12 protein-coding genes are annotated in these 13,773 nt (G+C 42.8%); 4 read left to right on the top strand and 8 right to left on the bottom strand.

Annotated features, from left to right (window positions below; genetic code table 11):
• The first annotated feature begins 70 nt into the window (after window positions 1-70).
• Together B5X77_RS03620 and B5X77_RS03615 are read left to right on the top strand one after the other, a co-directional pair.
• Entirely contained in the window at window positions 71-640 is a 570-nt protein-coding gene (locus tag B5X77_RS03620; protein ID WP_139378292.1) for a glycerol-3-phosphate responsive antiterminator, read from the top strand.
• Window positions 641-780: 140 nt separating this feature from the next.
• Window positions 781-2,436: a glycerol-3-phosphate dehydrogenase/oxidase gene (locus tag B5X77_RS03615; protein ID WP_079505179.1), complete on the top strand. Its 1,656-nt coding sequence runs from the start codon at window positions 781-783 to the stop codon at window positions 2,434-2,436.
• 39 nt (window positions 2,437-2,475) lie between these two features.
• On the opposite strand, the gene B5X77_RS03610 is transcribed toward B5X77_RS03615, so the two are convergent.
• Window positions 2,476-2,922 (bottom strand): DUF4385 domain-containing protein, encoded by a 447-nt coding sequence (locus B5X77_RS03610; protein ID WP_079505177.1) that lies wholly within the window; start codon window positions 2,920-2,922, stop codon window positions 2,476-2,478.
• A 113-nt stretch (window positions 2,923-3,035) separates the two neighbouring features.
• On the opposite strand from B5X77_RS03610, the gene B5X77_RS03605 reads away from it, so the two are divergent.
• The gene (locus tag B5X77_RS03605) at window positions 3,036-3,527 is read left to right on the top strand and encodes a hypothetical protein (RefSeq protein ID WP_079505175.1); all 492 of its coding nucleotides are present in this window, start codon (window positions 3,036-3,038) and stop codon (window positions 3,525-3,527) included.
• A 115-nt stretch (window positions 3,528-3,642) separates the two neighbouring features.
• Here B5X77_RS03605 and B5X77_RS03600 read toward each other — a convergent pair whose 3' ends face one another.
• From B5X77_RS03600 to B5X77_RS03575, 6 genes are all read right to left on the bottom strand, one after another.
• Window positions 3,643-4,356, bottom strand: a complete 714-nt coding sequence (locus B5X77_RS03600) for a hypothetical protein (RefSeq protein ID WP_079505173.1) — start codon at window positions 4,354-4,356, stop codon at window positions 3,643-3,645.
• Window positions 4,357-4,479: 123 nt separating this feature from the next.
• The gene (locus B5X77_RS03595; RefSeq protein WP_079505171.1) at window positions 4,480-4,836 is read right to left on the bottom strand and encodes an MBL fold metallo-hydrolase; all 357 of its coding nucleotides are present in this window, start codon (window positions 4,834-4,836) and stop codon (window positions 4,480-4,482) included.
• Window positions 4,794-5,414, bottom strand: a complete 621-nt coding sequence (locus B5X77_RS03590) for an MBL fold metallo-hydrolase (protein ID WP_079505169.1) — start codon at window positions 5,412-5,414, stop codon at window positions 4,794-4,796. The genes B5X77_RS03595 and B5X77_RS03590 overlap by 43 nt, the downstream gene beginning before the upstream one ends.
• A gap of 42 nt (window positions 5,415-5,456) precedes the next feature.
• On the bottom strand, window positions 5,457-6,950 hold the full coding sequence (locus B5X77_RS03585) for an amidase family protein (RefSeq protein ID WP_079505168.1): 1,494 nt from the start codon (window positions 6,948-6,950) through the stop codon (window positions 5,457-5,459).
• A 229-nt stretch (window positions 6,951-7,179) separates the two neighbouring features.
• Window positions 7,180-9,789: a carboxypeptidase-like regulatory domain-containing protein gene (locus tag B5X77_RS03580; protein ID WP_079505166.1), complete on the bottom strand. Its 2,610-nt coding sequence runs from the start codon at window positions 9,787-9,789 to the stop codon at window positions 7,180-7,182.
• 216 nt (window positions 9,790-10,005) lie between these two features.
• Window positions 10,006-10,464, bottom strand: a complete 459-nt coding sequence (locus tag B5X77_RS03575; protein ID WP_079505164.1) for a DUF305 domain-containing protein — start codon at window positions 10,462-10,464, stop codon at window positions 10,006-10,008.
• Between the two features lie 313 nt (window positions 10,465-10,777).
• On the opposite strand from B5X77_RS03575, the gene B5X77_RS03570 reads away from it, so the two are divergent.
• A complete protein-coding gene (locus B5X77_RS03570) occupies window positions 10,778-12,271 on the top strand; it encodes a peptide MFS transporter (protein WP_079505162.1) in 1,494 nt (497 codons plus the stop codon).
• 352 nt (window positions 12,272-12,623) lie between these two features.
• On the opposite strand, the gene B5X77_RS23185 is transcribed toward B5X77_RS03570, so the two are convergent.
• On the bottom strand, window positions 12,624-13,601 hold the full coding sequence (locus tag B5X77_RS23185; RefSeq protein WP_079505158.1) for a bifunctional NUDIX hydrolase family protein/GNAT family N-acetyltransferase: 978 nt from the start codon (window positions 13,599-13,601) through the stop codon (window positions 12,624-12,626).
• Between the last annotated feature and the right edge of the window lie 172 nt (window positions 13,602-13,773).

Here is a 13,773-nt window from a genome sequence, read left to right as displayed (position 1 = left end):
TTTGCATAGTACGCATAGAAAGCGAAAAGCAGCTGTGTTAAGATAGTGGATAATCTACCTTAAGGAAGGGATTCTTTTGAATCAGAAAATCTTGCCTGCTTCCTCGAATATGAAGGAGTTTGAACAGTTTCTTGAAAGTCCTTTTGAAATCGGGGTCATGCTGGAAGTGCATATTGCCCAATTGAAGAATATCCACTCAATGGCCAGAAGTTATGGCAAAAAAATGATCTATCATGTTGATATGATACAAGGATTGAAGAGTGATGATTTTTCTACAGAGTATATTTGTCAGGAGTATAAACCGTATGGGCTGATTTCCACGAAGTCCAGTGTTATTTTAAAGGCAAAGCAAAAAGGTGTCATTGCTGTGCAAAGAGTATTCCTGATTGATTCCCATGCTCTTGAAAAGAGCTATAAACTCATTGAAAAAACACGTCCTGATTATATTGAAGTTTTGCCAGGAGCCATGCCCTTGATGATCAGGGAGGTCAAGGACCGCGTTAAAATCCCTATTTTTGCCGGAGGCCTGATTAGAACAGCTGAAGAAGTAAAAAATGCACTGGATGCCGGTGCCACGGCTATCACCACGTCAAAGACGGATTTGTGGGAGATTAATCAAATTCAGAAATCCGACACATGAAATTTTCAGATGTATGTGATATAATGATTACAAGTTAATAAATCGGGTAGGAGAACTGGAGAGACCACGATAACATTTCGGCTTTTGGCGTAATGTTGTTTGTGGTCTCTCCTTTTTTCATTCCAAGGAGGCGTAACAACATGAGATTTTCTAATCTCGATCGAAAAAATATAGTAACGAAAATGAAAAATGAGGCATTCGACGTCCTTGTGATTGGCGGTGGCATTACAGGTGCTGGAATCGCTCTTGATGCTGCAACCAGAGGCATGAATATTGCCCTTTTGGAAATGCAGGATTTTGCGGCTGGCACTTCAAGCCGTTCCACAAAGCTGGTGCACGGCGGATTGCGCTACCTAAAACAATTCGAAGTCAAAATGGTGGCTGAAGTCGGGAAGGAACGTGCCATTGTCTATGAAAATGGTCCTCACGTCACAACACCAGAATGGATGCTTCTCCCCTTCCATAAAGGCGGAACTTTCGGCAGTTTCAGCACATCCGTCGGCCTTAGGGTATATGACTTTTTAGCAGGTGTCAAAAAATCCGAACGCAGAAAAATGTTCAGTGCAGCTGAAACACTGGCAAAGGAGCCGCTAGTGAAAAAAGAAGGATTGAAGGGCGGCGGCTATTATGTTGAATACCGCACAGATGATGCCCGCCTGACCATCGAGGTCATGAAGCAGGCTGTTTCAAAAGGCGCCACCGCATTGAACTATTCCAAAGTCAAGAACCTTGTATATACGAACGGAATCGTTTCAGGAGTTGTTGTCGAGGATCTTTTAACAGGCGAGGAATATGAAGTCCATGCAAAAAAAGTGGTCAATGCAACCGGCCCATGGGTTGACGGCATTCGTGAAATGGACAATTCGAAAAAAGGAAAAACCCTGAAGCTATCAAAAGGTGTCCATATCGTTATCGACCAATCCGGTTTCCCGCTCAAGCAAGCCATTTATTTTGACACTCCGGATGGCCGTATGGTCTTCGCGATTCCACGTGACGGCAAAACATATGTCGGCACAACCGATACTTTTTACAATGAAGATCCGATCAACCCGGGCATGACGGAGGAAGACAGAAGCTATATTCTTAAAGCGATTCACTATATGTTCCCGGATGTGAATGTGACGGAAAAAGATGTTGAATCCAGCTGGGCTGGTGTAAGGCCGCTTATCCACGAGGAAGGCAAGGCACCTTCTGAAATTTCAAGAAAAGATGAGATATGGGAATCTGATTCACATCTAATCACAATTGCTGGCGGAAAGTTGACCGGTTATCGCAAAATGGCGGAATTGATTGTGGATCTGCTTGCTGAAAAATTCGCTAAAGAAGACGGACGCAGCTTCCCTGGATGCCAGACGAAGAATCTGCCGATTTCCGGCGGAGATGTCGGCGGTTCTGCCAACCTTAATAGCTTTGTTGAAAACCAGCTTGAAGAAGGCACGAAGGCAGGCCTTACAAAAGAAGAAGCACGACGTCTTGCATACCAGTACGGCTCGAACGCTCCAATTGTGTTCCAGATTGCATCTGCACATAAGCAAGAAGCAGACCGATATGGCTTGCCTTTGGAATTGTTCACTAAGCTGAGCTATGCAATCCAGTATGAAGCGGCTGCTACGCCAATTGACTTCTTTAACCGACGTACAGGAGCGATTTTGTTCAATATCCAAATGGTGCACAACTTTAAAGAAAATGTCATCAAATTCATGCGTGACCAATTCAGCTGGAACGAGCAGCAAACAAAGGCTTTCACTTTAGAACTTGAAGAAGCTCTATCGGAAGCTGTAAATCCTGTCAAATAAACAAGGAACCCCTGATGTATTGAGTCATCAGGGGATTTTTTATCCATATTTCTTCTGGTGTTCCTTTTTCATCTCAAGATACTCCTGATCAGTTCGAGCCAGTTTCCATCTCTCCATAAAAATGGCGGCAGATTCGGCCTTCTCCGGATCATTCTGGCGCTCCATTACTTTCCCGGCCTCATCATATTTCCTGCCGTCCTTATAATTCGTATACCGGCGGGCTCGGGTGTATCCCATCTGCAGGAACTTTTTGGCCATATCCATGCCGACAAAATCATTTTTTGCTTTGTAATCCAGAAATAACTCGTAGATTTTTTCGGACGATTCCCTGGCGATGTCCGGTGTCTTGAATCGCCAATAGGGGAGAATTTCACTTTTATATGGCTCAACCAGCAGAACACCCTGTTCACCCCTGCCCACACGGTATAGTTCAGGCTGTTCACGAAAATCAATGTGATCAAAATCAAGATCATAATTGAAAGGCATGTTCCCAGTCCTTTTTCTAAAATGTTTACCCTCTTACACACGAGAATAACAAGCACGATAGATGTTAAAGTGAATAAACTATAGGCAGGAGTACAATGAAAAGGGTGAGATGCATGGTTAAGTATCAGCCATTCAGCGGAGTCGTAAGGATGATGAATGATTTTTCCGTTACGCCATCCGGCCAGAATGAAGGGTGCTATAGAATGATGTCTGTCATTGATGGCACGGGAAGGCAAGTAAATTTCGTAGTCGAACCGAAAACCTATTTCGTCGACCATGCAATGGTCGAAATTGGCGACCAGGTAACAGGCTATTATGACGCTGATGCACCTGTTCCCATGATTTATCCGCCTCAATACCGGGCGCTTGTTGTCGTGAAAGAAACGCGCGGCCAAAGTGTGAAGGTGGATTTTTTCAACAGCCAGCTAACCAGCAGTGATGGCATGCTGAAGCTCAATCTATCACCCGGAATGACGATTGTATTGGAAAATGGCCAGAGGTTTACAAAAAGTCCGGCGAACAGGAATCTGATTGTCGTTTATGGTCCTGCTACCTTCAGCATACCGGCGCAAACTACCCCTTACAGGATTATTGTATTATGTTGAGAAAGAGGCAGCCAAATGCTGCCTCTTCCCAGTATTATCAAGGATTTAATCCTTTTTAATCAAACGTTTGATTAAGAATGACTTGCCATCGCATAGTTCAAAATAAGTTTTATTCTCAACCAGCCGGGATATTCTTAACATCAAATTTCTGTACTTCCTTTAACTGCTCTGACCGGTACGTTTTCAGCACTCCGTTTTTCCTGGCATTTCTCACTATCTTAAGCAGGAACTTGATTGTATCCCTGATTTCTTTATCTTGAATCCTTGCGTTCCTGGTGATGCTTTTCATATCTTCTAAAATACTTTGTACAAATGAAATCTTAGCAAGAGCCAATTCATACTGTAATCTTTCTATCCTGAGTTCCCGGAAAGCCTGATCCTCCTGCAATCCCAAATCACTGATTTCAGCCATTCTAATGTTTTCTTTTATTTGATCTACAGCAAAATATCTTGAGATGACAATCACGCTCAATTTATCTTCGTCTAATGTTTTTACAGTTTTGTGAAGTTCATCGGATGCATCTAAAATTTGTTTTGCGATTAAGGTTATATTTTTACTTCGCTTACATTGTTTATTTAATCTTCTGAATTTTATTCTTCCAAGTTCCTTTTTCTTTAACTCTATATTGATTTTAATTGTGGCTAATCTTATATACATCGAACTATAAATTGTTTTATAGGCGTCATTTGCCGCAAAAACCCTATCACGTTGAATGGTTAATTTGTATGTAATGTATACCCCAATCAGCACACCCGCCATTGGGTAGAATAAATGCAATAATGATAATTCTTCCATTATTACCTTTCCGACAGCCAGTAAAATATCCATGATCACCCTCCTAAAGTCATACCCCTATATGTAGAATTTACGTGTATAGGGGCTTTCTTAAGGGGGTTTTCGACAATTTTTGCATCCTTCCATAAAAGGGCAAGGCAGCCAATTACCTTTTTGTTACCTGTTTTGCAAATATCCAAATAAAAAATTCAGATTCCACTCATAAACATGAGGACTATCCAGGTCTTTATATTTTTCCATTATCGGCGCAGCAATCAAATCTTCGACAGATTTGCCATTTTGCTTCATTTCAGTAACGAAGTGAATCATATCTGCTATATAATCATTCATGATTTGAATATCCTCATTACCGCCTGGATTCCCATGGCCTGGGACGACGCTGCTGACAGCAAACCGTTCCAGCTTTTCCAAAATGCTCAGCCATTCATGAGGATTGCCATGGCCCATCCAGGCATGGTTATGAACTAATACTAAATCACCGGCAAATAATATTTGCTCCTCTGGCAGATACATAAAGAGGTCACTTTCGGTATGGCCTCCGCCAAAATGATACAGCTCCACTGTCCTTCTGCTGCCTGAAGGACAAGTTTCTCTTCAATTAATACGGTTGGGAGAACTTCTTCAATCACGTCCAGCGATTCCGCATACTTCTGCTTATCTGAGAGATCGTATTCAAGTGCCTGGCGCATTTGCACATTTTGTTCTTCAGCGATTCGCTTTTCAAGCTGAGAAAAATAGGAAGCCATACCTGCCTTCATTGCAGGAATATCACGATTCTGGTAACTCTCCTGCATTTTTCGCCTAATCACTTCCGTGGAAATGATAACAGCATCCTTAAAGATGACATTGCCATTTGTATGATCGCCATGATAATGGCTATTCACTACATATTTTACTTTTTTGCCAGTTTGCTCTTCAGCTGTCTGGCGCAATGCAGAAGCAGCCTGAGGAATCATGAAGGTATCAAAGATTAGGACCTCCTCGCCGAGGTCAACAAATCCTGCATTGCCGAGAGCTCCCTGTCCATCCTTTACAATCGCTGCATATACTCCCTCTTTAATTTCCTTACATGTGAAAAATTGATTTTCCATGTGTATTCCCCCCTTTTTAAAATTTGATGTCAAAGTGATTCGCTAAAACAAAGGGTTCCTTTTCACATCTATCCAGTGTTCAGACTGCTCGAGCTCCCCGGCCAGCTGCAGCAATAAATCCTCTCGTCCTCTAGCCGCCATGACTTGCACTCCCACAGGCAGACCATCCGAGGTGTGGTGCAAAGGCAGCGACATTGCTGGCTGGCCTGTCAGATTGGCGAGTTGTGTAAATGGCGTTCTAGCCAGGTTCTTCTGGGCAATCTGGTCAACGATTCCCGCCTTTTTTAAAACGCCCCCTATTCCCAGTTTCCCAACAGTGCTAATAAGAAATTTTTCTGAGGATGATGGCTCGAGTTCGCCTATTCTCGCTGGCGGATATGCTGTGGTCGGTGTGATGTAAAAATCATAGGTTTCATGGAAGGTTTCCATCTGCAAAGCTGCCCTGTCCCATTCTCTTAAACTTAAAACGAATTCCTCTGCGGATGTTGCCTTGCCAAGCAGGCCAAGCAGCCAGGTCGTTGGCTCGACATCAGAAGCAGCCGTTTTTTGTCCAAGCACTTCCTCTAATGAAGCTAAAAGAGCAGCCGTCTCCCCGAAGTACATGGTCAAATAGCTTTTCGCGATTTTATGGCCGTCCACTGGAGCATCTGCCTCTTCAACATGGTGACCCATTGATTCGAGAAGCCGTACCGTTTTCAGGACCCCCTCCCTGCAATCAGCATCAACCTCAGTCCCAATTGGCGATTTCACTGAAAAAGCAATACGCAGTTTTTTTGATAGGGGAATGCTTGCCGCCGTAAGATAGCTTCCCTGAAATGGCACAGCAGAAAAGGCACCAGCTTTTTCATGTCCTTGAAGAGCATCCAGCATTGCTGCGCTGTCCCTGACTGAACGTGAAAGGACATGTTCCGCCGAAGCACCCTGCCATGCCCTCCCCGAATTAGGTCCTACCGGGGTACGGCCGCGGGTCGGTTTCAGCCCGAATAATCCGCAGTAGGCAGCGGGAATCCGAATCGAACCCCCGCCATCATTGGCACCAGCAATCGGAACTATTCCAGAAGCTACGGCTGCTGCTGAACCTCCACTGGATCCGCCTGGAGTGCGGTCAAGATTCCACGGATTGCGGGTCGGCCCATAATGAGCAGGCTCCGTCACCGCGACCAAGGCGAACTCTGGTACATTCGTCTGACCGAGAAAAACCACCCCGGTCCGGCGCAGACGTCTTGCATACTCCGAATCTGCTTTTGCCCGGTAATTTAAAAATGCCCTGGAACCGGCAGTAATCGGTTCCCCTTCAATTTCCTGCGAGATATCTTTAAGGAACATGGGTACGCCTGCAAAAGCACCAGTCATTTGCTGACCCGCTGTCTTCCTTGCCTGCTCATACATCTTGTTGATCACTGCATTCAATTTTGGATTCAGACCGTCAGTAATCCTGATGGCTTCCTCAATCAGTTCAATAGGCTGAACCTCTTTCCTTTTTACCAGCTCAGCAAGACCTAGCCCGTCATAATCCTTGTAACTGAAACCCTCCATCGCCCTCACCACCAGTTATTTTTATATTTACTTTCTCTAAAAAAATTAAAATTCCTTTTTGGTTATAATTGTTTCATTGGTGACCTTTTTTCCGGAATCTTTTTTGGTCACTAATATTTTCCCTGACTTTGGATTTTCCGGGCAACTAAACGCTCTATTAGCGCCCTGTCCGCGACCGGTTTAACTATAAAAAGAACCTACTCCCTGAGGAATAGGTTCATGAAGAATTTTAAGGTTCCTGCCAACCATCATGCACATTTAGGCTTAAGGATTCTACTTCCTGGCCATCAACATAGATTTTGCCATCCAGAATCGTAAATTGCTGATCAAAATTAAACCAGCCTATTTGATAGTCTGCTACCTGTGAAACTTTGTATTCGCCATCCGGCAGACGCCCGTTAAATGAGCCGTTATAAACCCAGCTGTTTGTTACCTCAACACCATCCAATGTAATAATGGTAACCTGGCCTTCATTTACTGGATCCTGGCCATTATACAAGGTGCCTTTCAGACTGACAGCAGGTACGGCAAGATCCAGGCTCTCAGCGAATTCCCCATTGATGTAAAGCTGTCCGGAAACAACACTGAATTCTGTCCCAAGGTTAAAGGATGTTCCATCTTCTATATAGATATCGGAAACTTTGTAATCCCCATCAGGCAAGCGCAGCCGGAAGGTTCCGTTGTCTACCCATGCCGAAGTATAGTAGGGATTTTCTTCATTGTTGGTATCCGTAATTGTCATGCTCCCTGATACAGGTGTACTTTCATCAGTCAGCGTTCCTGTTACTGTAACCGGAGGAACCTCAAGACCAAGCTGCTCCTTCTTTTCTCCATTTACATATAATTCTCCAGATTCTACGCTGAACTCAACATTTGGGTTGAACGACGTACCGTCGAAAAGATATATGTCTCTCACTTGATACTGGCCATCAGGGAGCCGGAAGTTGAAAACTCCTTCTTCGTTTGTCATGCTCCACGCCTGTAAAGGCATATCAGCTTCATTCATTTCCATGACATATAATTCGCCCATCATTGGGACCCCTGATTCGGAAAGGGTACCCGTTACAGTTACCGGAGGAACATTTACCTCCAGTACCTCCTGCAACTCTCCATCGACATACAATTTGCCATCCTCGATTGAAAATGCAAGATTCATAGGAGCGCTCGTTCCTTCTAAATAAATCTCTCTAATTTGATACTGACCATCAGGCAACCGCATGGTGAAGGTTCCATCCGGATTGATTTGCTTGCCAACATATATATTATTATCCTCTGAAGTGACAGTAACATGACCATCTGCTACCGGCTCTCCCTGGTCCTTCACCAATCCATGCACACTGACTGGCGGTACTTCCAGTTCAAGAAGAGATTGTGCCTTACCATTGACGTACAATTTACCGTTACTGATTTCAAAGTCTTGTGATAGAAAGATTTCTTCTCCCTCTTCGAATAAGTAACCATGTGTTACCCGGTAACTCCCATCCTTCAAGCGCATGGAGTAAACTCCATTTTCGTTTGTCATGGCATAGTACGATTCATAATTGCCATCGTCCGAAAGAGTTTCGACAGCAACTTCCCCCTGCAGGGAAACTCCGTCCTCCACTAACTTCCCTGAAAAAGTAACCGGCGGCAAAACAATATTCAGCGAGGATACAACCTTTCCATCCTGAACCATTTTCCCATCCCTGATTTCAAAAGATACGTTCACCATAGTGGAGCGATATGGTTCATCAACCATATAAATCACATATTGCCCATCAGCCAGGCGGTACTGGAAGTTCCCTTTTGTGTCAACAGGAGTACCAAAGCCATATTCATTACCTTCTATAATAACGTAGGCATTTGCAATCGGCTTCTTTCCATCTGTCAGTGTCCCTTTAACATTCAAGTTAGGAACGACGATTTGAAGGGATGAAACTTTTTCCCCTTCTATAAAAATCTCTCCATCCACCACTTCAAAGGTCAACTGGTTCCAACCTGAGTAGGTAGCATGGTCAACACTGACGGAATAGATTCCATCTTCCAGTTTTCTTAACACGAATTCACCCTTTTTATTGGCAGCAACATACTCTATGAATTCACTGTCGTATTCTTCACCGCTAACTCTCTTCTCCAACATAATAGCTGCATCTGATAGTGGTTTTGAAGAATCAGTGACTTTACCATTATGAGCCTTCACAGGAAGGGTTATTTCCAGTGATGATTTCGGTTCACCATCGAACAGGACCACTCCATCTACCACAGTAAACTGTTTTGAATAGCGGTAGAATCCGCCAGCTTCTTCCACTCCATATAAATAGTAAGTGCCATCAGGCAGGTAAGCTGAGAAGCTTCCGTTATTTTTTGAAGATACTACATACATTTCTTCCTCATAATCGCTGTATCTGGCCATGACCAAATCAGCCTTCAATCCTTTGTCGCCTTCTTTGAGAACGCCGCTGAAATTGCTCTCTTGAGAGGAAGGCTTTTTCTTTTGTTTCTTATCTGAAAGGTGAATTTCCCCATTTTTTAACCCTTTAATCTTTCCTTCTTTTACTGCAAAACTTTCATTTGTACTAAACCATTCCTTATTGCTTTTGATGGCTTTTACAGCGTATGTTCCGTCAGATAATTTTGCTGTGAAAGTACCGGATCCGTCAGTCCTTGTAAAAATACGATCCCGTTTTCCGTTTTCCTGCAAGATAACCAGACTGTTTTTGAAGGATTTCCCTTTTTCCTTTATTAATCCCTTAACAGCTGATGGGATTTCTTCCTTCTTTGGTGCAGCACTGACATTTCCCAGAACTGCAGACATGACAAAAACCAGCGATAACAGCAAAAACACTACCTTTTTGGCCATTCATCTTCCCCCACTTTTTTTAATAGAAAAATAGTGCATTCTATTTTTCCAATTAATTGTATTCGATTTAAATCTCCTTTTACCTCGTCCTTTTTACCCATGAAAAATATTTTTGTTTCGACAGAATTCCCCTTGATTTCCCTATAAATCTCCTAAAGATTAGGAAATTAAAATCAAAAAAAGAGTTTAATCACGAGGATTAAACTCTAGCATTTATCATTTCTCCTTTTCTTCAAGCTCTTTAATTAACGTCTTCATTTCACTTATTTCTTTTCTTTGTGCTTCTATGATGTCATCTGCGAGCTTGCGAACTCTCGGATCTTCGATATTGGCACGTTCACTTGTCAAAATGGCAATGGAGTGGTGTGGAATCATCGCCTTCATCCAGGATGTATCGTCTACGGTGGCCTGGCTGCGTACGAGAAACAGGGAGACTGCAATTAATAGGGCACTGCCGGCGTATATCCCGAAATTCATTTTCTTATTCGTGTACATTTTGTGCATGAATGCCAGCATGACAATCGCCATAACACCTCCCATGATCAAGGCCATGTACAATCTTGTTTCACTGAAGAATACATGGTCTATACTGTAGACATTTAAGTACATGAGAATCAACATGATGATTGTGGATGTCAGGACCATCAAGCCAAATCTCCCATAATTATTTTTCATTTTTCCTCCTCCTTTTGGAATGCCGTTATTTTTTGAATACCCTGACACCTAATTAATATTCACCTAAAGTAATTGTTTGGATTTTTCTTAAGTGGGTAAATAAAATCTGGCCATGCATGGTATTTTTTGCTAAATTACCTGATTATTGGGGTTTTTCTTAATTATTAGATGATTTTTAATAAACTTTCTTTAATGTGAAAAATGTGTAAAAACCCTTTTAAATCAACGTTTTAAACGATTGTTTCCTAATATTGTTTTTGACAATTCACACATCGAAAAGTATCCTAAAATAGAAAAACAGGGAGGGGTAATTATGTCAAACCTTAATAGGCAGAAAATTGTGGATAGTGTGCCTCAAACAGGATTCTTCGGACATCCTAAAGGTCTCTTCACACTTTTCTTCACAGAGTTCTGGGAACGTTTCTCTTACTACGGAATGAGAGCGATCCTTGTATTCTACATGTATTATGAAGTATCAAAAGGCGGATTGGGCCTCGATGAAACATTAGCACTTTCCATCATGTCCATTTACGGCTCACTCGTATATATGTCAGGAATCATTGGCGGCTGGCTTGCTGACCGTATTTTCGGTACATCTAAAGCTGTGTTCTACGGCGGAATACTGATTATGCTGGGTCACATCGCGCTTGCGATTCCAGGAAACGTAACAATGTTCTTCTTATCAATGGTTCTCATTGTAATTGGTACAGGTTTATTGAAGCCAAACGTTTCAACTGTCGTTGGTGAAATGTACAGTGAAACTGACGCTCGTCGCGACGCTGGTTTCACAATCTTCTACATGGGAATCAACGCAGGTGCATTCCTTTCTCCACTTATTGTTGGGGCAGTATCTGATGCATACAACTTCCATTATGGCTTTGCTATTGCGGCAATCGGTATGTTCATTGGACTAGTTGTATTCCTTTTGACAAAGAAAAACAATTTGGGTCTTGCTGGTACAGCGGTGCCAAACCCGCTATCTCCATCTGAAAAGAAGAAAACATTTACAATCTTTGCTATCGCGATCATTGCAATCGGTATTTTAAGTGCTATTTTAATTCCTGCTGGACTTTTAACATTTGAAAGCTTTATTAACTTAGTAACAATTCTTGGTATCTTAATTCCGACTGCTTACTTTATCGTTATGTACCGCAGCCCTAAAACAACTGAAGTTGAACGCTCACGTGTAGTTGCTTACATTCCGTTGTTCCTGGCGGCTGTAATGTTCTGGGCAATCCAGGAGCAGGGTTCAACAATCCTTGCTAACTATGCGGACAAGCGTACACAATTAGAATTCGCTGGAATGACGATCTCTCCAGCATGGTTCCAGTCACTGAATCCATTATTCATCATCATCTTCGCACCAATTTTTGCGGGATTCTGGGTAAAGCTTGGTGACCGTCAGCCATCAATTCCAAAGAAATTCTCTTTCTCATTGATTTTTGCTGGTCTTTCATTCCTTGTCATCCTGATTCCAGGATATTTCACAGGTTCAGATGCACTAGTAAGCCCTCTATGGCTTGTGCTAAGCTACCTGATCGTTGTATTTGGTGAATTGCTGATTTCCCCTGTTGGACTTTCAGCTACTACCAAGTTGGCACCAGCTGCTTTCTCTGCACAAACAATGAGCCTCTGGTTCCTTGCAAGTGCTGCAGCACAAGCAATCAATGCTCAAATCGTTAAGTTCTATTCGCCAGAAACAGAAATGACTTACTTCGGAACAATCGGTGGAGCATCCATCATCCTGGGTATCATCCTGTTCATCATGTCTCCAAAGATTCAGGGATACATGAAAGGAATTAAGTAATCAGAAAAGCGTAAGCGCCTTGGTCAGCCCCGACAAGCGCTGGAGGGCTGACCGGTGAAGTCGTTCTTTGACTTCATTGGGCAGACCGGAACCGAAAAGTATAGCCGACTGTCAAGAAACGCAGAAACTGGAGACTCCGACAAAGAAGCGCTTTTTGCTTCTGCCGACGGAGTTGAAGTTTCGGAGTTTCTAGGAGGCGAAACTAGACAAGCGACTCGAGGGGTTAGGCGCTGAAGCTGGACATTTCTCGAAATGATAATTAACTTTCTTATCTCAAAAAAAGACGGCTTACTCCAATCTATGGAGAGCCGTCTTTCTTTGTTTTTGGGGTCCTTTTTTTCCGGGCGCCTGCTTAAATACTTTCGATTTTATTCAGGCTGGAATTTTTCAGGTAACGGATAAGCGTGAGATCATCGTTGATCGTTTTGGCCTCTCCGGTTCGTCTGTATCCCACTTTTTCATAAAGATAACAGTTGCGTTCCTCGGTAAGAATAGTATCCAGCTCCCAGGCATCCGCCTCAGGATGCATCAGCTCAAGACGTTTCATGACCTGCTGGGCAATGCCCCTGTTATGGAACCTGTCTAAAATATTGATGATTCGAAGCCTCATTAACCCAGGAGACTTTTCATGGACATGGACGCTTCCAGCGAGCGTGTCATGATAAAATATCTTATAATAATCCCCTTGTTCGAATCTTTCTGAAAATCTCTCTATCGTTTGCGTTACAGGACTTGTTTCATGGTCATTATATTTCTTGTACAATGGCAGGAAAACTTCTTTCTGCAAAGCTAAAAGTTCCTCAGCATCATGAATTGAAGCCTTTTTTAAGCTGATCCCTGAATTGGCAACTTCAAATAACCGTTCGAAATAATTAAACGGAATGAACTCGCCTTTTTCAACCATTTCCTTTATTTCCTCTTCACTTACCCATTTCGCTTCAGCTACTTCCTCCCCCTGCAGCTGAAGATTCTCAAGCGCGATATTTTGCCTGACGAGCCAGATATCATCGAAACCCTCAGAAAACTTCACTGTGAATAGTCGTTCCCCTTTATCCATATCCAGGCCGATTCCGATTTCTTCCTTTGTTTCCCGAATCGCAGCTTGTTCACTGTCATCACCCATGAGGGCAGAACCCGCAGCAGAACAGTCCCACATGTTCGGAAAGCCAATTTTCCACGGCTGTCTCCTTTGAATCAGATACTGGCCATCATCGTTTACAATCCAGACATGGACAACAAGATGATGGTCCCCTGGCTTCATCTCCTGCCCTCTTTCGTGAACCCTGTCCGTCAGATGCCTATATTTATCGTATATATTCCATAGTTCCATGGAAGCCACCTCACTTTACTGATTTTTCCATTATACAACTTTCTCATAATCTTTTAATAGCTATTTTAGTAAGCATTTTTAATTATTCCGAAGACTCTTTTTATAATTGCACCGAATCTCACGAAGGGTGTGTACCACATCTTGAAAAAAGAGTAAGATAGATAGAAAAATA

Source organism: Mesobacillus jeotgali (assembly GCF_900166585.1).
GTDB classification, from domain to species: Bacteria; Bacillota; Bacilli; order Bacillales; family Cytobacillaceae; genus Mesobacillus; species Mesobacillus jeotgali_A.
This window is presented reverse-complemented; position numbering and strand designations above follow the sequence as displayed.